Here is a 24,297-nt window from a genome sequence, read left to right as displayed (position 1 = left end):
GTGTAGTATAACATAGTTTCTCTCCTTATAAAAGAGGAGAATGCCGTATCGAGCTATAAAATGGATTGGTGCCCGTGCCCTCTGACGGCTTGCGATGCTCCGGTTCTCGTAATCGAAAATACGCCACATACAAAAGCAACAATCACAAAAGCCCCGCCTACCCATGCATTCGTGGCAACCGATTCACTATTCTCAATTACCGCACCGCCCAAGGCTGAACCGAGAGCAATCCCGATCTGGAGAGCAGAGAAATTGAAGCTTTGCTGAATACTTCCTGATTCGGGGGCATTTTCGATGAGATAGCTCTGCATCGGCGGGGACAAGGCCCAGCTCAATATTCCCCAGATGATCAGCAACGGCGCAAATACATACATCGAGTGAACCGAGAATGGCAGCAAGAACATCACGGCGATAAATACGCCCACAATGATCAAAATACTCTTCGCTGTGCCAAAACGATCCGCCAAAGAGCCGCCAATAAAACCGCCCCCAACAGCCGAAAGTCCAAATACAAAATAGGCGACACTAATCCACGATGCGTTCAAGCCCATCATATTCTCCATAAATGGAGTGAAATACGCATACAGTGTGTAATGACCCGCCAACGTTAGCGTAGTCACCAGATGCGCACTAATCACCTTCACATTTTTCAAGGATTTCAGTTGCTCGCGCATCGGCACGACATGTTCCGTCGGAATCCGCTCCATAAACAAGTTCATGACGAGCATAGCAACTACCGTCAATACAGCGATAATCAGGAACAGCACCCGCCAGCCAAACGCATTTCCAATCAGCACCCCGGCTGGAATACCTAGCACGATGGACGAGCTAACCCCCATGGAGATCACACCAAGAACCCGCGCCTGATAAGCCTTGGACACCACTTTGACGGCAATCGTCAGCGATAACGTCACAATCAGCGATCCACTTGCGGCGGTAACGATACGGGATATAAATAAGACTGCATAATTCGGACTCCAGAAGGCCAACAGGCTTCCCAGAATAAAAATAAACATCGACCATAAATACAGCCGTTTTCGTTCAATTCTGGCGGTCAGCGCCAATAATGTCGGCCCGGCGATAGCATAGACAAGTGCATAGATCATAATAAGCTGTCCAGCCGTGCTTACGGAGACATTCAAATCCTGCGCAATTTGGGGCAGGACGCCGCCGATAATTAACTCCACCAGTCCCACCGTAAAGGTCGCAATCGTTAAGATAACTACTTTAAAGTTCATTACATAAGCTCCTTTGCTGTCATGTAAATCCCTCGATATACGCAAAAAAATCCTGACCACAAGAAATGTACAAGACGTACACTTTTTGTAATCAGGATTTATCGGTTCCTGGTAGAGACCCTCAAACCATATTATTGAGGTTATACAAATGGGACATTCATTGATCACGCATCACGAAGGTTATAGACATTACTATAAAGGAGCCTAACCCGAAGTTCAACCCCCTAAAGCTGTAAAAATTCGCTCATGGCGTGATCCGACAGATATGGTAAGTATTCATGGCCGTATTCGTGATACAGGAGCGTTTCCTTGTCCGACGCGATTTTATTGTACACCGCATATTGTGTGGAAGGTGGGCAGATCGTATCCGACAGCCCCGTCACAAATAGCACCCGACCACGAATACGATCTGCCAAATGTTGAATGTCGATGTAGCCTAATCGGTGAAATAACTCTTCCTCGCGCACATGATTCGGATCGAACCAGCGAAAATAATACACCAGCTCCTCATATGCAGACGTGGTGGCATCCAGCGCCCAAGCTCTTTTATAGTCCGACAGGAAAGGATATACCGGAACCGCTACACGTACACGTGGCTCCAATGCTGCGCAGGCAACCGTCAATGCTCCCCCTTGGGAGCAACCGAATGCGCCGATTCGATTAGGGTCTACCTGCTCCATTGACATCAGAATGCGCACCGTCTGCACGGTATCCAAAAATACATTGCGGTAATAGAGCCGATCCGGGCTCGGGTCGTCGATCCCCCGGATGATATGTCCGCGAATCGTCGTTCCCTGAACCTGCAAGTTGTCCTCGGACAGCCCGCCTTGCCCCCGGCAATCCATGGCCAGCACGGTGAACCCGTGTGCGGCATAGCTCACTTTATCGAACCAATCGCCGCTGTCACAAGAATATCCGTGAAACATCGCTAAAGCAGGACCTCTTTCCGTACTATGCTTGGGTCGGACGAGCTTTCCATGAACCTTCGCTCCGCCTACCCCTATAAAATACAGATGAAAGCACTCCACCAGCGGAGAGACAAAATCGGCTGGCTCCAGCATATAATCCAGCGGCTGCCGCTCCAGCTCCTGTAGCGCCCGTTCCCAGTACGCATCAAAATCCGGCGGCTTCGGGCTACTGCCCATATACGACTGCAATTGCTGTAAAGACATGTCCTCCGGCATTCAGGTCCCCTCCTACATCCGGCCCAACTCATGGTCGTCTGCAACCACTTCATCCGTTGCGATGACATACTTCATCATGTCGGATACTGTCGTGTATGCGACACCTACATACGTGTCAGCGGCTCCATAATAGATCGCGATCCGTCCGGTGTCGGCATCATGCAGCGTAGCACACGGGAACACTACGTTTGGCACAAAGCCACGTTCCTCGTACCATTCCTCCGGGGTCAGCACGAAATTGGAGGAACGATATTTAACCTTAGATGGGTCATCCAGGTCAAGAACGGCTACCCCCATGCTGTATACCAGTCCATTGCACGTGCCCGTCACTCCGTGGTAGAACATGAGCCAGCCCTCGGTCGTCTCGATCGGAGCCGGTCCGCCGCCAATCTTCACTGATTGCCACCAGCCCTGTCCGCCCTTGCTCATCACATGACGGTGCTTGCCCCAATACACCAGATCTGGGCTTTCACTGAGAAAAATATCGCCGAACGGCGTATGACCGCTGTCGCTCGGACGGGATAGCAGCACATAGTTTCCGTTTAATTTGCGGGGTAATAGCACACCGTTTCGATTAAACGGCAGGAACGGATTTTCCAATCGTACAAAGTTTTTAAAATCCTTCGTTTGCGCTATCCCCAACGCCGCACCGTAAAAATCTGTACACCAGATGATATAATATGTGTCCTCCACTCGGACCAGACGCGGATCGTAAGCATAATTAGGCTGGTAATCGTCCCCTTCCTCATCGACCAAATGCAAGCGTTCCGTTTCAATGTCCCAAGCCAACCCGTCGTCACTCCAGCCCAGATGCAAATGCGGGCGTCCATTAATCGTTTCCGCCCGAAACACCCCCACAAACCGCCCCTCATACGGAGCTACTGCACTGTTGAAAATACGGGCAATGCCCGGCACCAGATTGCGTCCAATGACCGGATTCTCAGTATGTCTCCATACCGGAGCCTCACTGCCTTCAGGCTTATCTTGCCACGGCATTTCCGGCAGACTGTCTCCCACAATTCGTACGTTACCTACATCCAAATCCACATTCAATTTACTCATACATATGCTCTCCTCTCACCGAGACACTTGATTTTTTGATTTTCTATTAAACCGTTGTTCTATTTCACTGAGCCCTGCGCGAATCCGTTATAGATATATTTTTGTAATGACAAAAATGCAATCAGTGTCGGAATAATAGCAATGATTATACCCGCGCTGATCACTTCCCATTGCGAGCCATACGGCCCTTTAAACTTGAACAACGCCGTCGAAATGACCTGAAGGCTTGTTTTGGGCATATACAGAAACGGGGTGTAAAAATCGTTGTAAATATTAACCCCTTTGATAATAATGACCGTCACAATGGCGGGCTTGAGCAGGGGCAAAATAATGCGCCAGTAGATGGTCAGATAGGAGGCACCATCCAACATGGCCGATTCGTCCAGTGCCACCGCAATGGAATCCAGAAATTGCAGAAAAATATACACCGCAATAATATCGGTTCCCAAATACAGCAAAATAGCTGCCCAAGGCGTGTTAAACAGTTCCAGCTTGTTGATAATCTGGAATGTCGATACCTGTGTCGTTACCCCCGGAATGAGGGTTGCGAGCAAAAACGCACCCAGCATGAGACTTTTGCCTTTAAATTTAAAACGATTCAAAATATACGCGATCATAGAGCCGGTCAACGTCGCGCCGATGATCGAAATGATCAGAATAAAGGCCGTGTTCACAAATCCGGTCAGCATGTTGCCGTTCACAAAGGCTTTGGCGTAGTTCGCCCAATTGAACCAGTTCACCGGGGGAGTCAGAGGACTGGTTGCCGAATATTCAGCCTTCGTCTTCAAGGAAGCAAACAAAATCACGACAATCGGAAGCAGTGCGACGAACGCACCCAGCAAAAGCGCGGCATACTTGATGCCGTTCGCCAGCGTTCTTTTCAGCATATACACGGTTAATCCTCCTCTCCCCGAATCAGCAAACGTTGCAGCAGCGTAACTACAACCACGATCAGCAGCAAAATAACCGCCATCGCCGAGGCCAGACCGACCTTGCTGTACTTGAACGCCACGTCAATCGTCTGAATGACGAACGTTTTACTGCCATTGGAGCCGCCAGTCATAATATACGGAATATCGAATGCACTGATCGCACCGCTAATCGCCAGGATGAGATTCAGCTGTAAAATCCGTTTGATACTTGGCAAAATAATGTACCGGAACTGATGCCAGCGGTTGGCCCCGTCCATATCAGACGCTTCATACAGATCACTTGATATGGAGGAAATCGCACCGAGAAACACAATAAAGTTAAAGCCCATGTATCTCCAGATCGATGTGCCAGCCAGTGAAATATTGATAATCTCCGGGTTGCCCAGCCACAGCTTGATATACGAACCCAGCCCCAGTGCCTGAAGTAGTGTATCCAGCGTGCCGTCCGGCTTGAAGAAGAACAGAAAAATAAAACCAATGGCCACCCCGTTCATCAGGGAAGGGAAAAATAAAATGCCCTTAAATACATTTTTAAACCAGGTTTGAAAGCTGAGAATGGTTGCAAAATAAAGGGCCAGCCCCATCTGTACAAACGTAGCGACAAAGTAATACAGACTGACCTTAAACACCGAGAAATACTCGGGATCGGTAAAGATTTTGATATAGTTTTCAAAGCCCACATATTCAAGACGCTTACTATAGCCGTTCCAGTCCGAAAAGCTGTATTTGAACATGTTGATCACTGGCAAGTACGCAAAAGTGACCAGCAGCGCCAGCGGAATAAATGAAAAGGCTGCAATAATCGCCATTCTTTGTTTGGAGTAGCTGAGATTCGAAAATTTAAACATGCTGCACCTCCTGGCTATCCGTCCATCGACTGCTACGTCGATCCTTTCTAATCGTCAGTTCAGATGACTATTTGGCTTCCTTCGCAGCCACTTCAGCACGCGCCTTCACCCATGCGTCGTTCAGATCCTTCATAATGGTGTCATACGATTCCGGGCGGTTACCGACCGCTGCCTCAATAATGCGTTTCTTGAAGTCCGGCTGCCACAAACCGATTTCTCCCTTTGTGTCGATTTTATTGACAATCCCTTCCTGTCCTTTTGGCGAAGGAGTGAGCGTTTCAAAGACAACTCCTTGATCTTCGTATTGCTTCAGAATGTCAGGCAATTCCGCACCCTTCAGCGGACTGATGCTGCCCGCCTGCTCTACAGCATAGTTGGACTTGTCAGTAAACCAGTCCACCCAGGCACGGGCCGCTGCTTTATTTTCACTGTTTACGTTAATGCCGAGGTTGTAATCACCTGCCAGCGGAACAAGCACCTTGGAGGCATTTGTCGGAAACGGCATAAAGCCGATATCATCCTTGTTGGTGGCTGTGCTTTTGATCTGGTCAATGGCCCAGGAGCCAAGTACCATCGTACCGATTTTGCCTTGAGCCAAATCCGCCTTGGAGGTCTCCCAATCCGTCGTGGTCGGGTCTTTTTCAATCAGACCATTTTTAGCGGCATCGTACATGATCTTATACAGCTCATAGTGAGGCTGACCCTTCGTGAAATTGTCGTCTGTACTCGGCTGTGTGACATTCACATATTCCTTCGTACCCGCCACTGTAGCCAAATCAGCTTCCCACTGGGTCAGTGCCCACCCGGAGGCATAGTTCGTAAACAGCGGCACTGCCTTGGTTTTGTCCTTAATCTGCAGTAGCGCTTTCAAAAATTGATCCGGGGTTTTAGGAAGTTGCGTGATCCCCGCATCCTTGAACACATTTTTGTTATAAATCACACCGGAATACGTCATTGCTACCGGAATACCGTAGACATTATTGTCCACCATACGTTCTTCAATGCCGGTATACTTGCTTTTCATCTCCTCATAAGTGCCCAGTGGTTCGAAAAATTCAGGTAGTTCTGCAATGGGAATGCTGGTAGGAATAAGCAAAACATCTCCGTAATCCCTGGTGCCCATCCGAATTTTAATTTGGCTCTCATAATCGGCTAATGCCTGAAAATTGACCTTCACCTTCGGATAAAGCTTGTTAAATTCCTTGGCGTAGTCCTGAAACACCGTATCCACAATGTCTGTCCGTTGTGTAATGACCGTGATTTCACCCTCCACATCCTTCGGATCAGAGCTGGCTGCTGGCGTATCTGATCCCTTTGGGGCACAACCTGCAAACAACCCCGCTAACAATAGCACCGATAGTAACGGCACCAAAACCTTGGACAACTTCATAAAACGACCCCTCCTGCTTTTCGAAATAAGGTTATCGTTAAACTAACAAAATCATTTTATTATGACAACGCTTACTATGTCAATTTTATTATTTTGTGAATATATAAGCAGAGCTATAAAAGTTTCATAATTTCAATACAATCCGGACAGTGCTTCCCACCCAGAGTAATAACGATAGCAGCACAGCTGCCCTGCAACATAACCATTAGCCTTGGGGTAACAGTTATGTTTCAGAAGAGTTGACAGCTTTGAAATACGTGATTATGATTTTAAATAAAGTTAACGATAACCTAATATAATTTACTAAGGAGGGTTTTGCCTCTTGGACACGTTGCTACATGAGATCAGACAGGAATGGAAGGATCATATACTCCCGTTCTGGCTAAGGTTGAAGGATGAAGCGCATGGTGGATTTTATGGTGAGGTGGATGTCGATCTGCACATCCATACGGAGGCGAACAAGGGTGGGATTGCTACTGCACGGTTACTCTGGTCATTCTCCGCGGCAGCCCGTGTGACCGGGGAACGCATCTATAAGGATGCCGCACGACACGCTTTCCTGTTTCTGCAAGAACACCTGATAGACCCGGTATATGGAGGAATGTACTGGATGGCAGATCATACGGGCCGTCTTGCCGACACATGCAAGCACGTCTATGCACAGGCATTCGCCATTTATGCCTTGTCCGAATATGCGCGGGCAACGGGCGACCCCGATGCACTGCCACTAGCTAAGGAGCTGTTTCACCTGCTGGAGCAAAAAGGATATGATCGCACCCGCCAGGCATACGGTGAACAATTTGACCGTATGTGGAACACACAGCCTAATGAGCTGCTCAGCGAAAACGGGGTTACTGCGCATATCACCATGAATACACATATTCATGTTCTGGAAGCGTATACCCAATTACTGCGCGTATGGCCGGATAAAAGCGTGCGAGATGCACTGGCGAATGTACTGGACATTTTATACAGTCGTGTTTACGATGCTTCCGCCCGGCGGTTGGGGGTATTTTTCGACAGTGACTGGCGCTCTCTGCTCGACCTGACCTCGTACGGTCACGACATTGAAGCTAGTTGGCTGATTGAGGAAGCTATGAACGTACTGGGGCACCATCCCCCGGAATATGTAGACATGATGGTGGATATCGCCCATGCGGTAGCCGAACGTGCTATTCAGCCAGATGGTTCACTGATCAACGAACGGGAAGGCGATCAGGTAGACACCTCGCGCATATGGTGGGTACAGGCAGAAGGAATCGTCGGCTTTTACAATGCGTATCAACGAACACAGGACGAACGTTTCTTACAGATTGTACGGGATTTGTGGGCCTACACTCGGCAGTATATCGTAGATCCACGTCCTGGAGGTGAATGGTTCTGGTCCGTTCAAGCGGATGGCAAGCCTGATCCAAAAGAAGTTGCTGGGCCTTGGAAATGCCCTTATCACAACAGCCGATTTTGCATCGAAATGCTGGAAAGGATGGGAACGAAATGATTCATACCCAATACAATAAGCTGCTTGCGCAACAAGAGGAACTGATTACACGCCCGAATGAGGTCAACACCACCTTTTACAATGGCATCTACGAACGCTACCGTTACCCTGTACTCACACGTCATCACGTCCCGCTGCACTGGCGGTTTGATTTGAACGAGCAGACGAACCCGTTTTTCATGGAGCGTCTGGGTGTGAATGCAGCGCTAAACCCTGGCGCGATCTATCATGAGGGCAAATATATTCTGGTTTCCCGCACCGAGGGGCTGGATCGGAAATCGTTTTTTGCCCTGGCCGAGAGCGATAACGGTATTGACCAGTTCCGGTTCATCGATGCTCCATTAATATGGGACGATATCGACCCGGACGAAACGAACATGTACGATATGCGGCTGGTGAAGCATGAGGATGGCTGGATCTACGGCATTTATTGTTCGGAGAAAAAGGACCCTGACGCACCAGCACACGACACCTCCAGCGCTGTCGCTCAGGCCGGACTGGTCCGCACCCGCGACCTTCGCACATGGACCCGTCTACCGAATATCTCCACTCGATCACCGCAACAACGTAACGTTGTCCTGCACCCCGAATTCGTGAACGGCCAATACGCCTTTTACACGCGTCCGCAGGACGGATTTATTTCCACCGGCTCGGGCGGCGGCATTGCCTTCGGTCTGTGCGAGGATATTACACAGCCTGTGATTGAGAGCGAAGCAGTGATTGACGAGCGCTGCTATCATACAGTGTACGAAGCCAAGAACGGACAAGGGCCCGCTCCGATCAAGACCAGCCGCGGCTGGATTCATATCGCTCATGGCGTACGCAATACCGCCGCTGGTTTGCGATATGTGCTGTACACCTTTGCCACCAGCCTGGAGGACCCTTCGCGCGTCATCGCCAAGCCCGGCGGGCATTTTATAGCCCCCTATGATGAAGAGCGTGTCGGGGATGTCTCGAACGTTATTTTTTGCAATGGAGCAGTGGTTAACGAGCAAAATGAAGTCTTTATTTACTACGCCTCCAGTGATACCCGTATCCACGTGGCAACAACGACCGTCGCCCGCTTGGAGGACTACACGTTCAACACACCGCCTGACCCACTGCGTTCACTCGGCAGCGCCGCTGTCCGACGTGAGCTGATTCAGCGGAATGAAGCGCTATTGCAAGCACGCCCTCATTCTTCGCAGCGGACATAAGCCGCAAGCTTTATCCTGCCTGCGGAACCATGTATACTATCCAGAGAACAACTGTTATCCGCAGGCTAATGGTTGTTCTCTGGGCAGCTATGCTGCTAATCTTTATGTTTACAGGGCAGCCATGCTGCTGATTTTTTCTCGATAGGGCGGCTACGCTGCTGATGTTGATCTTTTTTAAATTGGAAGGCGGAACAGGAAATGAAGAGCAACGTAACGATGCGGGATATTGCAGAAAAGCTGGGGGTTAGCAGCGTGACCGTGTCGAAGGCGCTCAATGACAAGGATGGAGTTAGCGATGAGCTAAAGGAGCGCATCAAGACGCTTGCGGGCGAAATGGGCTACCGTTTCAATACCGCTGCCAAGTCCATGAAGGAGGGCCTCACCTATAACATTGGTGTTGTCATTCCCGAGCGTTTTACCGGCCCCGGCCAATCGTTTTATCTGCACATCTATCAGCAAATTTCGCGGGAACTCGAGCAATACGGCTACTACGGCATTCTTCACATCCTCCATCGCGAGGACGAAGAACAGCTTCATCTGCCACGTATCTATTACGATCGCAAGGTGGATGGCTTCATTCTTCTGGGACAAGTGAGTAAGCCATATATTGAGCTAGTGCAGTCCATGGACCTGCCCAAAATGTTTCTTGATTTTTATGATGAGCATGCCGATATTGACTCCGTAGTAACCGATAATTTTTACGGAGCCTACGAGCTGACCAACTATTTGATCGCCCAGGGACACCGGGACATCGCATATGTGGGTAATCTCTACTCCACCAGCAGCATTCAGGACCGTTTCCTCGGCTACTATAAATCCTTGCTGGAGCACAGGCTGCCCCTGTGTAACGAGTGGGTGCTCAGCGACCGGGACGACGAGGGCGTATACGTTGATATGGAGCTGCCTCAGCCACTGCCGACCGCCTTCGTATGCAACTGTGACCAGGTCGCGTACAACCTGGTGCAAAAGCTCATTGCTCTGGGATACCGTGTGCCTGAAGATTGCTCTGTGGTTGGCTTCGACAACGATGTATATGCCACCCTTATTGTTCCGCAACTGACTACCGTTGGAGTGGACATTGAACAGATGGCACGTACTGCCATTGAATCGATGATGAAAAAAATAAGCCATCCCGGCAGTCGTTTTGGCCGGGTCCTTGTACAAGGTCACATCGTGTATCGCGATTCCGTGCAGCGCATGGAGAGGCCGTGATCGATGTATGCCTTGGACAATTGGCCCTATTCTCAAAGCTTCACAACCAAAAGCCGCTCAGCATGTCGCTGGAGCGGCTTTTGATGTTCATAGATTCTACACACGTGGTCAACATACTCGCCTTTACTCAGGAGCGTTGGGCCACAAAAGAGTTGCCCGTTCGATTGAGAATCGGGAGCATCCGCGTTTCCTGTCCCATGGAGGCTTGGCAGAACGGACAAACCGGTTCGCTCAAAAAGGTGAAATCCGTCCGCATCCAGCCGTTGCAACCCTCGTTGGTACACGACCAAATCGCCGTATCTTCCTCTGGGATAATCTCCGGAGCCTGGCGTCTGTACATCTACATTCCCCCCTCGGTTTTATGGGGTAATCCCCTACATTAGAAGGGAGCCCCGCCCAACGAAGCGGCAAAGAGGCTCCTCTGATCCAGCTCGTCCTGACCGTTTTTAGCTGGTCTTGGTGACATGCTCCGCCTGCGGCCCGCGCTGGCTTTCCACCACGTTAAATTCCACATGCTGGCCTTCGTCCAGCGTCTTGAAGCCTTCGCCGTCGATAGCGCTGTAGTGGACAAAAATATCCTGGCCCTCTGTCTCGATAAAGCCGAAGCCTTTATCTGCATTAAACCATTTGACTGTTCCTGTTGGCATATTGTTAAATCCCTCCTGTGCGGGTATTAATATGCTCCATCCTCTGAAAAATATGCGTATTTTTCCAAAATGTTTACTTGCGGATCGCCTTGGTCCAGAAACCGCCATGAAACTGCTTCGGCTCCACTGTAATGACAAAGGCCTTGGGATCAATATCCAGAATGGATTGGTACAGCTTGTTCTGATTTTTTCGCTTAGCCAAAATTTCCATCACCAGTCGATCTCCATCCCGCCCGCTGCCCAGCCAGGCTGTAACACCGTACCCTTTGTCACGCAGCGCATTGGCGATACCTCCGTTGACCTCATTGCTGATCACCTTGACAGTTACGTAGCCGAGCGCTATTTTTTCCTCAATCCATGCTCCAATGAGAATACCAAGCGCATAGCCGATGGCGTAAACCGCGAGACTTGCCACCTGATCCAAATACTTAAGCACCATGTTCAGGCCCAGCACATAGATCGTAACTTCTACAGTACTTATGAGCGCAGCAACGTACTTCTGTCCTTTCAGCGTCAAAATCATACGCAGTGTATACGCAGATACGTAAATAATTTGAATAACAAAAATAAATAACAAAATTTTAAGCATACGCCCACTCCTCATTTCACGTTCTGATTTGGCCTGTATCCATCATTATACCCTTGTATGTCGCACAGCTTTCCGTTTCGCATCACCCTCGTTCGGGTAAAGACTAACTACAGCATGCTGAATGAATGTTCGATCATTATAAGGAGGGCTACAACATGAAGGATAACGGAATCAGCGATAAAATCAAAGGTAATGTTAACAAAGCCAAAGGTGAAATCAAGGATCAAATCGGGAATGCCATGGATAATAAATCCCTTCAAGCCGAAGGTAAGCTGGATAAGGCCAAAGGCCATCTTCAGGAAACAGCAGGCATGCTGAAGGACGGCAAATAATTCGTGCTTTGGATATGAGCTTTGACGCAATATTTTCCCATCAAGCCTCGCTGTCTTGTGCAGCGGGCTTATTTTGTTTGACTTGTTTTGTTTGACAACTTTTCAAAAAAACTTTTACGAAAACAGGGCAACTTTTACTGTTGCTGTTGCGTCTAACCAATATAAGCACATCTGCTAATATCCCTCCAAACGTGTTGGATTTTGTAGGCATTAATGTTACTCTAGTCTATGAACTAGGCTATAATTCTTAAATAAAGGGGTAGACCAACGAATGAAATCATTGAAATCTATGAAAAAGCCTGTCATCATCACTGCCGTATCCGCCTTGGCCATATCGGGGGCTCTTTTCAGCCAATCCACATATGCCGCGCAAGTGACTAAGCCGATCCAAGCAGTTTATAACAATATCAAAATCATCTACAACGGAACTGAGGTTCCTTATGATGCAAAAACAGAACCATTTATGCTGGATGGCGTGACTTATCTCCCGCTTCGTCTGGCAGGTACAGCTTTGGATAAAAAAGTAGATTGGGACGGTACCAACAAACGCGTAGTCATTGCTGACAAAGGCGTTCCGATTGATCAATCTACAGTTACAGCATTGAACAACCAGATTACGACGCTGACTCAGGAACTGAACACAGCGAAAGCAGCGAACACAACTAAAGACGCTACCATCGCTCAATTGCAAAAAGACAATCAGACGCTAAAAGATGACGCAAGCAAAAGCAGCTCTAGCTCCTTGAAGGATCTTCAAAAGGAACTGAACGATGATCACAGCGATGACTACAACACCAACTCTGATATCTCGCTCAGTGGCAATAAAAACTCTATTACCGTGACCATCGAAATGACGAAATCCAGATGGACTGACCTATCCAGCAGTAAACAAAAGAGCTACCTGGAGGACATCGTTGACGATATTTTGAAAGAGTACAAGGATGCCGATGTTGACGGTACGGTTAAGAATTCCAGCAATAACGATAAATTAGCGAGCTTCTCAACCAACAGCAGAGGCGATGTTACGATTAAAAAAATAGGTACATCTTTCGACGCAAGCACGATCCAACGTTCTTTGTCCGACAGATACGGCAACTACGCCGGGTACGGCTTTGATTTCAACGTAAGAGGCGACAGCAGTGACGCCTACGTGGATGTGTTTGTAAATTCGGATGATTGGAATAAGCTCTCGAATTCGCAAAGAAGCAACCTGACAGATGGCGTTACTGATTATCTGAAAGACAGAGAGTCCATTGATAGAGTCAGTGGAACTATCCGCAACAAGGACAACCGCAACCTAATTACTAACTTCTAAATATAAATAAAAAAGCGACAAAGGCTTTATAGCCCTTGTCGCCTTTTTTTATGATACACAACCATCATGCATTCAATTATTTAATCAGCCTACCCACAGAAGTAATATATTTTATATAATCTTTATCCGCATCGGTTGTATCGATATTTCTCGTATAAACCAAATTACCGGGGCTGGTTATGTTAACTTTATAATTCATATTGAATTTAGAATAAGGATTTACACTATAGGTCCCTTTGCTATAAACAATCATAGGATTAAAGTCGATTTGCCTGGGAGCAGGTGATAAGCCGCCCTCGTACATAGCATAAATATCCAATATGCCTTTCTTGCGATCCCAATCAAAGGAAGTAAGATCAAACGCATTCGCATCCATGACCTGGGCCAAGTCTTGTCCCTTAAATTTCATAAGAACTGGACTTTCCGTAAAGCTATCATGCCTTAGTTTCCATAAGCCACGCTTGGGATCCCACTCCATCTTCGCATCTGTATCTTTCAACAAAATGGATACCGGCAAAAACATCGCATTACTTTTCATGATGGGGACTGTGTCCATTGTCACTGGCTCACCATTAACCGATATTTCGGGTGATCCGATCATAGCCGTTACATTACGGCCCAACAGATCAACAGAAGCGGTTTTGCTCGCTGCATTGAAAGTTACTTTACCACCCAGTATATCCTCAGCCGCTTGGAGCGGTATAAGCAGTCTGTCCTTCTTATCCAAAAAAGGTGATGCAGGGTAAGTATATAGAACGTAATGATCATTGACCTTCAAGTGTATGGGGGTTTGGCCTTGAGCTTGAGCAGATGCCAAATTCGTGTTTGTAGCAACAAAATTCAATACGATCATAAGGCAGATTAATAATCTAATTTTCATAATGCCCTCCTAGTTATTTTTTCGTAAGTAGTCTACTCCTACAAACATAGAATTTCAACCAAAATTTATAATATTTACCTCAATAAAGAATATTTATTTTTACACATAATGATGTATAGAAGGTTCAATTACATAACAAAAAGAGAGCACCGTTCAGCGCTCTCTTCGAATAAAGCATATAAAATGTAAGGAATATTAATAGGCCAATGCAAAAAGTCCTTTGATGTGGGACAGGTAACGGATGTTACTGCCTTCCTTCATCAAAGTGGCTACAGCGCCTTTCAGTTGGGTGCCATTCGCACCAACCGTACCGATCGCGTCTGTTCTGCCCAAGCTGCCCAGCGTACCGGAGAACACTGGTGTGAAGCGTTCCATTTTCGCTCCGTTGAAGTAAGCAAAAATGTTGTAACCAACCGTTTCGCCCATTTGCCAAGCCAACTGTGCAGTTGGAGGGTATGGACGCTCGCCTTCATCTGGGAACACCACTGCGCTGTCGCCAGCGAGGAAGATGTCTTCATGGGAAGTGGATTGCAGTGCACCGTTCACGGTTGCGCGGCCACGGTTCACTTCGATACCGGATGCGCCAACCAGTGCGTTGCCTTGTACGCCGCCTGTCCAGATCAGGGTGTTCGTTTGGATCGAACGTCCGTCTTTGAGCAGAACTTCGTCGGCTTTCATTTCTGTAATTGGAACACCGGCTACGATTTGAACGCCACGTTTTTCAAGGCTTGTTACTGCACGATCAACCAGTGCTTGAGGGAAGCCTGCCAAAATAGATGGTCCAGCTTCTACGCAATACAGGTTAATATCTTCGTAGTTAATGCCTTTTTCACGACAAACCGCAGGCAGCTTGTCAGCATATTCGCCCACCAGCTCGACACCAGTCAGACCGCCACCACCGATAACGATTGTAGCGTCCGCTTTGTTGCCGGATTGCTTGTAAGCATCCAGACGAGCTTCTACGTGTGCGCGAATGCGATTCGCTTCTGCCACTGATTTCAGCGTGAAGCTGTGTTCTTGCAGCCCCGGAATACCGAAGTAAGCCGTTTCGCTGCCCAGGGAAATGACGAGAGCATCATAGCTCAACGTAGCGCCACTGGCCAGAGTTACTTTTTTATCATCCGGTTTGATTTCCGAAACCGTATCCACTTTCAGGATAATTTCTTTGTTACGCAGCAGTTTCTCCAAAGGAAGCGCAACAGCTTTCTCGGCAATTGTACCTGCCGCCAAACGGTGCAGCTCCGTAATAATTTGGTGAGACGCAAAGCGGTTTACCACTGTAATGGTTGCTTGGCTAGCGTCCAGATGCTGGCGTGCTGTCAGAGCGGCCAGCAAGCCGCCGTATCCGCCGCCCAAGATCAAAATTTGCTTCGACATGTCCATCCTCCGTTCTTGATCAGGTAATTATTTGCTCTCGCGTTGGCGCTCATTCAGAATATCCAGGAAAGCCTGGCTGAAACGCAGCGTTTTTTGTACATTTGGATCTTTAAGCATTTTGAGCAGGCCAAACAGACCTACACTGCCGTCTGTAGTTTGTACGCGGTCTCCTGCTTCAATGGCAGCAGAAGCCAAGCCTTTAGCCGACTCTGTAACAGGCTTCACAAACTCTCCCATGGAACTTTTCATATCGCCGATAAATACAGGGTCGGTTGCCAAACTACGGGCTACATCATAAGCGTCGGTCATCAAAGTAACCATCTCAGTCAACTTGGGCAGATTCTCAACCAGTACGGTCAGCGATTGCTGAACCTCCGGTTTCATCAATTGGTCCAATACATCCCGAGACTCTTTAGTAGCTTCTTGTGTTACAGCCACCTCTTGTTGGTTTTCAGACATGCGTGAACGTCCTCCTTTACTGTGAAAATAGAAGTCCATTCCTTTCTCGTAACCTGTATCCATAAACTCTAGCAATAAAACGTTCATTGAATTCACGCCCTTAAACATGCAAGAAGCACAGCTAAAACCGGCCTATACCCAATGGGGCAAGACTGATTCATCGCAAACGCCAATTGTATATGTTCAGACGGTATTCTGTTGTTACTGCTGCGGAATATCCCACGAAGCGCTCCTTCGTGACTACAACAGGCCGAAACGGAACCCTATACCTCTATATTACACTGTTTACAACACAATCGTCGAAGAAATTTTAAATTTGCACAAATTTCTACAAAATTTTTATTGTTATTTTAGATAAAAATTAGAATAAAATTAGATTTTGTCCAATTTTCCGCAAAAAAAGGGTCATTTCATAGCATGGAAGGGTGATAGAGAGAGTGAATTTCATATCGCGATCACATGAAAATCACCACAAAATATGTATACGGAGGTTTGATACGATGGCTAAAACATTTTCAGATAAGGCGGAACAACCGCATGGAAGGAATCCGGCTTTGAGGTCGAGCTGTACTCAAGACCGAGAAACCGACACCCTCAGAAGCGCCGCCCGGCTTTCATAGGGAGTCCTCAGGGGGCATCGGAATCATCAGGAGATGGCAACGGCACACCAGATTCGATGAATTCATCGACATCACGGGCCGCCTTGAATTGATTGCATTCGTTGCAAGCACATACACAATTGACGGGCGTAGTGTGTCCCCCTTTGGCACGGGGCAGCAAATGATCAATGGTAGCACCATAACCCCCGCAGAAAAAGCAGGTATAGCGATCACGCTTGAGCACATATTGACGGAATTCCTTATTGCTGTAGAGTCTGCGGATGGTGTACGGATTAACAACCACTGCCATGCGCTCTCTGACCAGTGTAACCGCCAGATCAAATTCAATCTCCTGATGCCAACGTCTCCCCTGATCAGTTTTGCCCCTTAGCCGAATCATACCGTTACGGTTGAGCCGCAGAACCTTGGTATCCGCAGGCTTCAGCCTGCTGAGCAAATGTCGAACGCGCTGCCGATGACGCTCACGGGCTTTATCCGTGACTGGCTTCCTGCGTGGCGGCTGAGGCTGCACGTCAGGCTGTGCGGACGCCTCCATGCCTTGCACGACTGCCTCATCCCCAGCGCCATGCGATGCCAGGGAAGCCGTGAGGGGCTTTCTTCCCTCGCCGGAAGGAGCGGACGCAGACGCACGTTCTTGCGCCGCTAACCCCCGGCAGGAACGACAAGGACCACGCCGGGAATAAGGACCGGCCCGGCGACCGGTTCTGCGCTGAAATTCCGTTAAAGGCTTCAGCTCCTGACAATACGTACATTTTTTCATCAGCGGTTTACCCGCTTCGTTACTGATTGACTGCGATTCCGTCATGTCCGCCCCTCCTTTCCCTGTTGCTCACGTTTACCGAATACCTGAAACCCGAACCTTTGTTAAGTTAAATTCATTCTACCGTTTTCACGTTCCCTTTTCTAGCTATCGAATATATATACTCTCAAGGTATAACAAATTTTAATCATTTGGCATACGTTATACAGCGATCCCTGTTCTTCGTTCGGCAGCTTATTAACCGCCTGACGTTTAGCCCCCCTTGCTTGGTGGGTAACTTGTTATATATGAAGGAGGGACGCATGATGAAAAGGAACCATACGATGATGCAGTTTTTCGAGTGGAACGTCGAGGCTGACGGCTCCCACTGGAAGAAACTTGCCCGCCTGGCACCGGAATTGAAGGCCAAAGGAATTGACGCGATATGGATTCCACCTGTCACCAAGGGCCAATCCCCCGAGGATACGGGATACGGCGTCTATGACCTTTACGATCTGGGTGAGTTTGATCAAAAAGGTGCGGTGCGCACCAAATACGGTACAAGGGAAGATCTGCTGGAGGCTATTGCTGCCTGCGTTTGCCACGGTGTAGCCGTCTATGTCGATCTGGTCATGAACCATAAAGCTGGCGCGGATGAAACCGAAGTATTCAAGGTCGTCGAGGTCAACCCGGATAACCGCAATGAGGTCATTTCCGAGCCGTTCGATATCGAAGGCTGGACTAAATTTACGTTCCCCGGTCGTCAGGGTCAGTATTCCACATTTCAATGGAATTTTGAGCATTTTAACGGAACAGATTACGATGCAAGTCAGGACCGAACGGGAATTTATCGTATTTTAGGCAAAAACAAAAGCTGGAGCGAGCATGTAGATGATGAATTCGGTAATTATGATTATTTGATGTTCGCCAATATTGACTATAATCATCAGGAAGTGCGCAAGGAAATGATCCGCTGGGGCAAATGGCTGGTGGATACCCTACAATGCAACGGATTTCGGCTGGACGCAATCAAGCATATCAATCATGAATTTGTACGGGAGTTCGCGACGGAAATGATCAAAAAGCGCGGACAGGACTTTTATATGGTCGGCGAGTTTTGGAAACCCGATCTGGAATCATGTCAAAAATTTCTGGACACCATTGATTATAAAATCGACCTGTTTGACGTATCCCTCCACTACAAACTACATAGCGCTTCCTTGGGTGGAAAGGATTTCGATTTAAGCACCATTTTCGAGGATACGCTAGTCCAGACTCATCCCCTGAACTCCGTTACTTTTGTCGATAATCATGATTCCCAGCCCCATGAAGCTCTGGAATCGTGGGTAGAGGACTGGTTTAAGCCCAGCGCCTACGCGCTCATCTTGCTGCGCAAGGACGGTTACCCCTGCGTATTCTACGGCGATTACTATGGCATTCAAGGGCAAACGCCCGTGAAAGGCAAACAGGCCGAGCTGGATCCGCTCCTGTACGCCCGATATCATAAAGCCTATGGTGAGCAAAAGGATTATTTGGATGATCCCCATACGATTGGATGGGTTCGTCAGGGCGTGCCTGAACTGAAGGGCTCCGGCTGTGCCGTGGTAGTCACCAACGCCGACAACGGAGAGAAGCGTATGTTTGTGGGAAAACACCGCGCAGGAGAGCATTGGACCGATCTGACGGGCCGTCACGACCATATCGTACAGATTGAACAGGATGGCTACGGCGTATTCCCGGTTCGTGCTGGCAGTGTATCGGTGTGGGCGCTTCCCGCCGAGGATGACAGCCCGGAAGCAGACGACGAAGTGGACGCTTAACTTATACCCAACCCAAAGAGGACAGGATGCGAGGATGCGCCCTGTCCTCTTTTTTTATCGAAAATCACTCCGTCACCTTGCTTTGGTTAGCCACAACCTGTTTTTTCGCCTCCACATGACTCGGATCACCAAGATAGAAGCGCCGAATGGGATCTATATGCTCGTCCAGCTCATATACCAGCGGAATGCCAGTCGGAATATTCAAATCCAGCAGTGCGGTTTCGTCCAAATTCTCCATGTACTTGATCAATGCCCGCAGGGTGTTGCCATGCGCGGAAATAATGACCCGTTCCTTTTTTTGCACCAAGGGCACAATCCGCTGCTTCCAAAACTCACCGACCCGATGCACGGTATCCTCCAAACTTTCCCCAAGCGGCAGCTCTTCCGGCTTAATGTTACGGTATCGTTCCTCCCTGTGAGGACTGCGTTCATCCTGTTCATCCAGCATGGGAGGCCGTACCGTCAGGCTGCGCCGCCAGATATGAACCTGCTCCTCGCCGTATTGGACGGCAGAATCCAGCTTGCTGAGTCCCTGAAGAGCACCATAATGGCGTTCGTTCAGTTTCCACGACTTCTGCACGGGTATCCACAAATGATCCAGCTCGTCCAAAATGTGATACAGCGTACGAATGGATCGTTTTAGCACCGAAGCGAACGCCAGATCAAACGTATACCCGGCCTCCTTGAGAATACGGCCCGCCTCTATAGCTTCATGGGTTCCCTGCTCGGTCAGGTCGACATCCGTCCAGCCTGTAAACAGATTTTGGCGGTTATATACGCTTTCTCCATGCCTCACCAGCACCACTTGATACATAGGCCCCACTCCTTTACTTACTGTCGTTATGTTTTACCTAACTTCTATGTATTTAACGTAAAATGCAGTTTTTAAACAGGTTCTTTTACTACTCGCAAAAATAGGAGGTTTCTCCATAGCCTGATCACACAAATTTGTGTGCTTTTTTTGGATAGTTTTTGTGGACAGGATTTTGCAAAATTCGATTCCAGTCGCTCCGAAGTGCAATATATAGACGAACTAGACCATCTCGATCTATATATTGTTCATTGGAAGTCGCTTATTTGATTTTTGCAAACTCCTCGGGAATGAAATACTTAAAAAATGGAACAGCAACTCAGAGTTAAAAACAAAAACAAACAACTTTGACCGATGACGAGAGCAGCTCGCAGCAGAACTTCTTTAAATCAGCTTCATCCAGAACCATTTCCCAGAGATCATCCGAGGCTTTACGGCACGTGCAGGCAGGCAAGGTACCAGTTAACCAGCGGAAACATGAACAGCCTGGTCAGAACCCTTGCGCGGTTCAATTCCGTAGCGTGCCTCATTAAGATATTGGAAGTTGATTAATCAAGGCTTTTCTATCCTTATCTTGGAAAGAGGGGATCACTTTTATTAACTCAATAAGGAAATTTATGACTGGTTTAGAGTAAAAACAAAATTTGAAAAAGAGAGTAGGTTTTGTATATGAAGAACATTAAAAAGGCTTCTTTGCTTTCGGTCTTGTCTTTAGCTGTTGCAATTCCATTAACTGCTTCTGCAGCAGCTACGACTGATGTGAATGCGCCAAAAGTGGGGGATCACGTCATTACTCCTCAGGCCACTAATAAGGTACTAGCTAAGTCTCTTGGGAATACTGACATGTCAGAGCGTTTCTACATTGATCCGGGATATGGATATGCTAGAGTGTTTGTGTCAAATGACGGGAGTGCCCCAATTAATATAACAGTAACTCAGGGATCAGCTAGTGGTCCAGTTAAGATGAGTGGAAAAGTACAGCCGGGTAAAACATTTGATGAAATTAACGGAAGCGCTTGGTCTACTGGTAATTTCTATCTTAACCTTACTTCACCCGGAGGTATTATGAAGGGCGGATGTTTCATTGGGCATCCGATTCTGTACTGAATGTTTCCAGGCCATGAAAAACGGTGAGAACATGGGCAAGCGTACCGCTTGGGACAATTAGCATTGAGAAAGTGAGCAAACGCCAGCTTCTTGTGGTTTAATCGTTCATTTTCCGGTTTCTACCGATTTTTGCTCTTTGACGGTCATTTTCAGTAATCAGTAAAATGATCTTGTCATTCCTCTCTAGTAACTAAGTACAAATGCTTTTATGCAACAGCACAGCGTTTTGCATCCCGCTTACGGGAATAGGTCTTATTGCTGTTTCTTTTTCGGGTTTTAAATAAGCGCCTGTGTTCATTTGGTGCACATAAAGTATATAAAGCTTAATATAAAAGTCAGATATCGGTATTCTCATGCTGATAACCGTAATACATAGACAGATAAGTCGCTCAATGATGAGTGGCTTTTTTTATTGCCTTTTGAAAGGTTGAATAGGTTTTGAAGAAAGCAGCTCATACGCAGCCATGAGGTCATTCACTTCCTCCAAGGTCAATTTATTATTCTGTCCACTCTCTCCTAAATGATATATCCACCGACAACCATAGCCTTTTCTGAGTCTGTTCCATCAGATATCACACTTTGCAGTTAATAAAAAAACAAATTTTATATTTTATTACATAGGAATGTATTTTTATTTTTTTCTCAAATAATTCATTTTATAGAATAATTATGAGCGTTATGTGGGATTGGGAAGAGGAATATTTTTGCATACAAAGGATGTGGCTTCTAAGGTTTCTGACTGAACATAGTGGTGATGTAACTTCTTAGTCTGATACATACGATTGTACTGATTAATTAGTTCGTCCAAAATCATAGCCTGCTCAAGTACGCAAGCATGTCCAAAACCATACTGTTCATAAAGATCATGCAATCGTTGACGTGCGCTTTCCAACTGTTGATTTATCGTTAAAGTTTCATCTATGTTCATGCCTTCAACCTCCTAATGAATTTCATTTTAGAGGATAATGAACAAATACAGCATGATCATTTTTTAGCCAAAAAGCTACAAAAAAAAGACCAGCCAAAGGCTGGCCTATGGTAATAAATCGATACTTGCTTAAAATGTCCCAATGTGTCCTTGAACTTGGATTGTGCTTGAGCTTGGGATTCCGATTGGAACTGGTAGTGCGAATACCAGTAAAAAGCTAATCGCTACAAATAGCAAAGCCGTCTTTTCGATCATTTCTTTCCCACATGTTGTACCGAACTAGTATTCCAGGTTCAGCATTTGCTCTGAAACGCTCAAACAAACCAACACAATTAGCAATAAGAAGTGCATGTTTAAGAGTAATGGCTTTTTCAAAAGCATCTATTAAACATTTGAAACCATATGAGTATCTGCCTCTATTCAGGTTGTACTTGGCTAACTTATACCAGAATCGTACATTTTCTTCGAGTATAACTTGCCGCTCTGCTAATGTACTCGTATAAGCTTGGTTTCGATAAGCTGCAATTTGGGGTTCAAAGTGCTGAAGAATATGATCAATGTCGATGTCGTATCGATTAGCTACTTCTATGACGTTTAAAAGTTCAGCAAAAATATGTTTTTCGCCTAATATGTGCTCAACGTAATCCGGTAGAACGCTAATATCTCCAGACATAAGCCTGTTTACGTAAGTATTAATTTTAGCCCATTGCTGAAATTGGTTTTTCCAATAAAGTGATTCATCGTCATTCTCTTTTACCCAACTTAGATCAGCATAACCTTGAATATGTTCTATTGCCTGTTTATGGTTTCCTTTCGCATCACAAGCATGTGCGCACATCAGTTCAGCGTAGGCTATGTATGCAAACAGTGGTCCAGAACGCAGTTTAGTTTTCGGCCTAGTTTCTTTTTTAGAGTTATGAGCCAAATCATATTGAATTTGTCCTAATTTATACATTTGGCATGTTTGCAACAACGGAACAGCTGACAAAGTATCAAAATATCTTACAGGGAGTGCATTCACATGAGAAAAACATTAGTAGTTACATTTATGCGGATGACATTTTTTAGTATTTTGAATCCGGTTTCTTTTCCTTCTTCAAATTCAACCATTGTTCCTTTCAATCACGGTGTTAACGGGTAACTGCAAAGGCCACTTGCATCAGCAGGTGGCCCTCAGCCGTCCTCTTCTCCTTATCCTGCACCTATCAGCACGTGAAGTGAAACTATTCATGAATCGCAGACACTTAGTCTCTCTTACTGAATTTGGACAACAGCTCCAAAATCCGCACATACAGCCACACTAAAGTCACCAGCAATGCAAACGCGCCATACCACTCCATATATTTCGGTGCGCCTTGATCCGCTTGCTCCTCGATGAAATTAAAATCCAGCAGCAGATTCAAAGCCGCTATCACAACGATAAACAGACTGATACCGATACCAAGCCAGCCTGTCTCATGAATATACGGAACATTCATCCCGAAAAAGTTCAAAATAAAGTCGACCAGCGTCACCAGGAAAATCGCCAACGTACACAAGACAACGAAGGAGATAAAGCCCCGGGTAACCTTAATGATTCGCTGTGTATACATAAAGAGCATCAAAAACAAAATGCCCACCGTCAGCAAAATCGCATTCGCCACGATGCCGGGATAGTCATATTCCATAAAAGCTGAAATTCCGCCTAAAGCAAAACCGCTCAGAATCGCGTAAACAGGCGATAGAAACGGGGCCGATTTTGGAAAAAAGGATATAGCCAGCGCTACTCCGACCATGCCAAGTGAGCCTGCGGTGATCAAGGATAATACCTCTACTGTACCTTGGTAGGTCATATACCAGGTGATACTGCCCGCGATAATCAGCAGAACCAGCAGGAGCAGCGTTTTGTTAATCGTGCCCCCGATGGTCATGCGTTGTTCGCTAGCTTCTCTTTCATCTTCACGCACGAAGATGTCATCACGTAAAACCGGATTGCTAAAGCTCATAAAGGGGATGCTCCTTTTCGATGTGTATTTACTATGCCATATGTATATATCGGCACAACCTAAAAAAAGTTTCAGAAAATTTTCAAAGCAAAAAACTCTAGCTCACCTTACGGCAAACTAGAGCTAGA

The 24,297-nt window shown here is 47.0% G+C and carries 23 protein-coding genes, 1 pseudogene and 1 riboswitch; of the genes and pseudogenes, 7 read left to right on the top strand and 17 right to left on the bottom strand.

Going from position 1 to position 24,297, the window contains the following annotated elements:
• Nucleotides 1–53: 53 nt before the first annotated feature.
• The 6 genes from ABH897_RS08180 to ABH897_RS08155 all read right to left on the bottom strand — a co-directional run bounded on the left by ABH897_RS08180 (nucleotide 54) and on the right by ABH897_RS08155 (nucleotide 6,654).
• Nucleotides 54–1,238, bottom strand: a complete 1,185-nt coding sequence (locus ABH897_RS08180) for an MFS transporter (protein ID WP_283653752.1) — start codon at nucleotides 1,236–1,238, stop codon at nucleotides 54–56.
• Nucleotides 1,239–1,306: 68 nt separating this feature from the next.
• Nucleotides 1,307–1,406, bottom strand: a riboswitch (purine riboswitch).
• Between the two features lie 56 nt (nucleotides 1,407–1,462).
• A complete protein-coding gene (locus ABH897_RS08175) occupies nucleotides 1,463–2,422 on the bottom strand; it encodes an acetylxylan esterase (protein ID WP_404591588.1) in 960 nt (319 codons plus the stop codon).
• Nucleotides 2,423–2,434: 12 nt separating this feature from the next.
• Entirely contained in the window at nucleotides 2,435–3,484 is a 1,050-nt protein-coding gene (locus ABH897_RS08170) for a glycoside hydrolase family 130 protein (protein WP_404591586.1), read from the bottom strand.
• A gap of 59 nt (nucleotides 3,485–3,543) precedes the next feature.
• Entirely contained in the window at nucleotides 3,544–4,377 is an 834-nt protein-coding gene (locus ABH897_RS08165) for a carbohydrate ABC transporter permease (protein ID WP_404591584.1), read from the bottom strand.
• Between the two features lie 2 nt (nucleotides 4,378–4,379).
• Nucleotides 4,380–5,264, bottom strand: a complete 885-nt coding sequence (locus ABH897_RS08160; protein ID WP_404591582.1) for a carbohydrate ABC transporter permease — start codon at nucleotides 5,262–5,264, stop codon at nucleotides 4,380–4,382.
• 67 nt (nucleotides 5,265–5,331) lie between these two features.
• Nucleotides 5,332–6,654, bottom strand: a complete 1,323-nt coding sequence (locus tag ABH897_RS08155) for an ABC transporter substrate-binding protein (protein ID WP_404591580.1) — start codon at nucleotides 6,652–6,654, stop codon at nucleotides 5,332–5,334.
• Between the two features lie 322 nt (nucleotides 6,655–6,976).
• Here ABH897_RS08155 and ABH897_RS08150 point away from each other — a divergent pair, with 322 nt between their 5' ends.
• The 3 genes from ABH897_RS08150 (at nucleotide 6,977) to ABH897_RS08140 (ending at nucleotide 10,560) form a co-directional block, all read left to right on the top strand.
• A complete protein-coding gene (locus tag ABH897_RS08150; protein ID WP_404591578.1) occupies nucleotides 6,977–8,152 on the top strand; it encodes an AGE family epimerase/isomerase in 1,176 nt (391 codons plus the stop codon).
• A complete protein-coding gene (locus ABH897_RS08145; RefSeq protein WP_404591576.1) occupies nucleotides 8,149–9,348 on the top strand; it encodes a glycoside hydrolase family 130 protein in 1,200 nt (399 codons plus the stop codon). The genes ABH897_RS08150 and ABH897_RS08145 overlap by 4 nt, the downstream gene beginning before the upstream one ends.
• Before the next feature lie 198 nt (nucleotides 9,349–9,546).
• Nucleotides 9,547–10,560, top strand: a complete 1,014-nt coding sequence (locus tag ABH897_RS08140; RefSeq protein ID WP_404591574.1) for a substrate-binding domain-containing protein — start codon at nucleotides 9,547–9,549, stop codon at nucleotides 10,558–10,560.
• 127 nt (nucleotides 10,561–10,687) lie between these two features.
• Here the strand turns inward: ABH897_RS08140 and ABH897_RS08135 are convergent, their stop codons facing one another.
• The 3 genes from ABH897_RS08135 to ABH897_RS08125 form a co-directional block, all read right to left on the bottom strand.
• The gene (locus tag ABH897_RS08135; protein ID WP_014278674.1) at nucleotides 10,688–10,900 is read right to left on the bottom strand and encodes a cold-shock protein; all 213 of its coding nucleotides are present in this window, start codon (nucleotides 10,898–10,900) and stop codon (nucleotides 10,688–10,690) included.
• A 106-nt stretch (nucleotides 10,901–11,006) separates the two neighbouring features.
• The gene (locus ABH897_RS08130; RefSeq protein ID WP_044644292.1) at nucleotides 11,007–11,207 is read right to left on the bottom strand and encodes a cold-shock protein; all 201 of its coding nucleotides are present in this window, start codon (nucleotides 11,205–11,207) and stop codon (nucleotides 11,007–11,009) included.
• Nucleotides 11,208–11,280: 73 nt separating this feature from the next.
• The gene (locus ABH897_RS08125) at nucleotides 11,281–11,796 is read right to left on the bottom strand and encodes a DUF2179 domain-containing protein (RefSeq protein WP_025683910.1); all 516 of its coding nucleotides are present in this window, start codon (nucleotides 11,794–11,796) and stop codon (nucleotides 11,281–11,283) included.
• Between the two features lie 155 nt (nucleotides 11,797–11,951).
• On the opposite strand from ABH897_RS08125, the gene ABH897_RS08120 reads away from it, so the two are divergent.
• Together ABH897_RS08120 and ABH897_RS08115 are read left to right on the top strand one after the other, a co-directional pair.
• Nucleotides 11,952–12,128: a CsbD family protein gene (locus tag ABH897_RS08120; RefSeq protein ID WP_404591572.1), complete on the top strand. Its 177-nt coding sequence runs from the start codon at nucleotides 11,952–11,954 to the stop codon at nucleotides 12,126–12,128.
• Nucleotides 12,129–12,399: 271 nt separating this feature from the next.
• The gene (locus tag ABH897_RS08115; RefSeq protein ID WP_404591570.1) at nucleotides 12,400–13,443 is read left to right on the top strand and encodes a stalk domain-containing protein; all 1,044 of its coding nucleotides are present in this window, start codon (nucleotides 12,400–12,402) and stop codon (nucleotides 13,441–13,443) included.
• Between the two features lie 76 nt (nucleotides 13,444–13,519).
• Here ABH897_RS08115 and ABH897_RS08110 read toward each other — a convergent pair whose 3' ends face one another.
• The 4 genes from ABH897_RS08110 to ABH897_RS08095 form a co-directional block, all read right to left on the bottom strand.
• Nucleotides 13,520–14,323 (bottom strand): copper amine oxidase N-terminal domain-containing protein, encoded by an 804-nt coding sequence (locus ABH897_RS08110; protein WP_404591568.1) that lies wholly within the window; start codon nucleotides 14,321–14,323, stop codon nucleotides 13,520–13,522.
• 195 nt (nucleotides 14,324–14,518) lie between these two features.
• Nucleotides 14,519–15,700, bottom strand: a complete 1,182-nt coding sequence (locus tag ABH897_RS08105; RefSeq protein ID WP_283653763.1) for an NAD(P)/FAD-dependent oxidoreductase — start codon at nucleotides 15,698–15,700, stop codon at nucleotides 14,519–14,521.
• 27 nt (nucleotides 15,701–15,727) lie between these two features.
• Nucleotides 15,728–16,159, bottom strand: coding sequence for a DUF1641 domain-containing protein (locus tag ABH897_RS08100; RefSeq protein ID WP_044644287.1), 432 nt, complete (start codon nucleotides 16,157–16,159; stop codon nucleotides 15,728–15,730).
• Nucleotides 16,160–16,786: 627 nt separating this feature from the next.
• The gene (locus ABH897_RS08095) at nucleotides 16,787–17,584 is read right to left on the bottom strand and encodes an HNH endonuclease (protein ID WP_404591566.1); all 798 of its coding nucleotides are present in this window, start codon (nucleotides 17,582–17,584) and stop codon (nucleotides 16,787–16,789) included.
• A gap of 260 nt (nucleotides 17,585–17,844) precedes the next feature.
• On the opposite strand from ABH897_RS08095, the gene ABH897_RS08090 reads away from it, so the two are divergent.
• Nucleotides 17,845–19,338 (top strand): alpha-amylase, encoded by a 1,494-nt coding sequence (locus tag ABH897_RS08090; RefSeq protein WP_404591564.1) that lies wholly within the window; start codon nucleotides 17,845–17,847, stop codon nucleotides 19,336–19,338.
• A gap of 64 nt (nucleotides 19,339–19,402) precedes the next feature.
• Here ABH897_RS08090 and gpmA read toward each other — a convergent pair whose 3' ends face one another.
• Nucleotides 19,403–20,152 (bottom strand): 2,3-diphosphoglycerate-dependent phosphoglycerate mutase, encoded by a 750-nt coding sequence (gene gpmA / locus ABH897_RS08085; protein ID WP_283653765.1) that lies wholly within the window; start codon nucleotides 20,150–20,152, stop codon nucleotides 19,403–19,405.
• A gap of 666 nt (nucleotides 20,153–20,818) precedes the next feature.
• On the opposite strand from gpmA, the gene ABH897_RS08080 reads away from it, so the two are divergent.
• Nucleotides 20,819–21,256 carry a hypothetical protein gene (locus ABH897_RS08080; RefSeq protein WP_283657438.1) on the top strand — a complete coding sequence of 146 codons (438 nt, stop codon included), beginning with the start codon at nucleotides 20,819–20,821 and terminating at the stop codon, nucleotides 21,254–21,256.
• Nucleotides 21,257–21,932: 676 nt separating this feature from the next.
• Here ABH897_RS08080 and ABH897_RS08075 read toward each other — a convergent pair.
• The 3 genes and pseudogenes from ABH897_RS08075 to ABH897_RS08065 form a co-directional block, all read right to left on the bottom strand.
• Nucleotides 21,933–22,184 (bottom strand): aspartyl-phosphate phosphatase Spo0E family protein, encoded by a 252-nt coding sequence (locus tag ABH897_RS08075; RefSeq protein WP_283653767.1) that lies wholly within the window; start codon nucleotides 22,182–22,184, stop codon nucleotides 21,933–21,935.
• Nucleotides 22,185–22,401: 217 nt separating this feature from the next.
• Nucleotides 22,402–23,142 (bottom strand): annotated as a pseudogene (locus ABH897_RS08070) (transcriptional regulator); the annotation flags it as partial.
• A gap of 286 nt (nucleotides 23,143–23,428) precedes the next feature.
• Entirely contained in the window at nucleotides 23,429–24,169 is a 741-nt protein-coding gene (locus tag ABH897_RS08065) for a Bax inhibitor-1/YccA family protein (RefSeq protein WP_283653768.1), read from the bottom strand.
• Between the last annotated feature and the right edge of the window lie 128 nt (nucleotides 24,170–24,297).

The organism is Paenibacillus sp. RC73 (assembly GCF_044908085.1).
Taxonomy (GTDB): Bacteria; Bacillota; Bacilli; order Paenibacillales; family Paenibacillaceae; genus Paenibacillus; species Paenibacillus terrae_A.
This window is presented reverse-complemented; position numbering and strand designations above follow the sequence as displayed.

What these genes read in the sequence shown, in the direction of transcription:
- ABH897_RS08160 (WP_404591582.1), bottom strand. Translation starts at nt 5,264, where the DNA reads ATGTTTAAATTTTCGAATCTCAGCTACTCCAAACAAAGAATGGCGATT.
- ABH897_RS08115 (WP_404591570.1), top strand. Translation starts at nt 12,400, where the DNA reads ATGAAATCATTGAAATCTATGAAAAAGCCTGTCATCATCACTGCCGTA.
- ABH897_RS08100 (WP_044644287.1), bottom strand. Translation starts at nt 16,159, where the DNA reads ATGTCTGAAAACCAACAAGAGGTGGCTGTAACACAAGAAGCTACTAAA.
- ABH897_RS08175 (WP_404591588.1), bottom strand. Translation starts at nt 2,422, where the DNA reads ATGCCGGAGGACATGTCTTTACAGCAATTGCAGTCGTATATGGGCAGT.
- ABH897_RS08065 (WP_283653768.1), bottom strand. Translation starts at nt 24,169, where the DNA reads ATGAGCTTTAGCAATCCGGTTTTACGTGATGACATCTTCGTGCGTGAA.
- ABH897_RS08145 (WP_404591576.1), top strand. Translation starts at nt 8,149, where the DNA reads ATGATTCATACCCAATACAATAAGCTGCTTGCGCAACAAGAGGAACTG.
- ABH897_RS08105 (WP_283653763.1), bottom strand. Translation starts at nt 15,700, where the DNA reads ATGTCGAAGCAAATTTTGATCTTGGGCGGCGGATACGGCGGCTTGCTG.
- ABH897_RS08155 (WP_404591580.1), bottom strand. Translation starts at nt 6,654, where the DNA reads ATGAAGTTGTCCAAGGTTTTGGTGCCGTTACTATCGGTGCTATTGTTA.
- ABH897_RS08135 (WP_014278674.1), bottom strand. Translation starts at nt 10,900, where the DNA reads ATGTACAGACGCCAGGCTCCGGAGATTATCCCAGAGGAAGATACGGCG.
- ABH897_RS08140 (WP_404591574.1), top strand. Translation starts at nt 9,547, where the DNA reads ATGAAGAGCAACGTAACGATGCGGGATATTGCAGAAAAGCTGGGGGTT.
- ABH897_RS08170 (WP_404591586.1), bottom strand. Translation starts at nt 3,484, where the DNA reads ATGAGTAAATTGAATGTGGATTTGGATGTAGGTAACGTACGAATTGTG.
- gpmA (WP_283653765.1), bottom strand. Translation starts at nt 20,152, where the DNA reads ATGTATCAAGTGGTGCTGGTGAGGCATGGAGAAAGCGTATATAACCGC.
- ABH897_RS08090 (WP_404591564.1), top strand. Translation starts at nt 17,845, where the DNA reads ATGAAAAGGAACCATACGATGATGCAGTTTTTCGAGTGGAACGTCGAG.
- ABH897_RS08125 (WP_025683910.1), bottom strand. Translation starts at nt 11,796, where the DNA reads ATGCTTAAAATTTTGTTATTTATTTTTGTTATTCAAATTATTTACGTA.
- ABH897_RS08120 (WP_404591572.1), top strand. Translation starts at nt 11,952, where the DNA reads ATGAAGGATAACGGAATCAGCGATAAAATCAAAGGTAATGTTAACAAA.
- ABH897_RS08180 (WP_283653752.1), bottom strand. Translation starts at nt 1,238, where the DNA reads ATGAACTTTAAAGTAGTTATCTTAACGATTGCGACCTTTACGGTGGGA.
- ABH897_RS08080 (WP_283657438.1), top strand. Translation starts at nt 20,819, where the DNA reads ATGAAGAACATTAAAAAGGCTTCTTTGCTTTCGGTCTTGTCTTTAGCT.
- ABH897_RS08110 (WP_404591568.1), bottom strand. Translation starts at nt 14,323, where the DNA reads ATGAAAATTAGATTATTAATCTGCCTTATGATCGTATTGAATTTTGTT.
- ABH897_RS08095 (WP_404591566.1), bottom strand. Translation starts at nt 17,584, where the DNA reads ATGACGGAATCGCAGTCAATCAGTAACGAAGCGGGTAAACCGCTGATG.
- ABH897_RS08075 (WP_283653767.1), bottom strand. Translation starts at nt 22,184, where the DNA reads ATGAACATAGATGAAACTTTAACGATAAATCAACAGTTGGAAAGCGCA.
- ABH897_RS08130 (WP_044644292.1), bottom strand. Translation starts at nt 11,207, where the DNA reads ATGCCAACAGGAACAGTCAAATGGTTTAATGCAGATAAAGGCTTCGGC.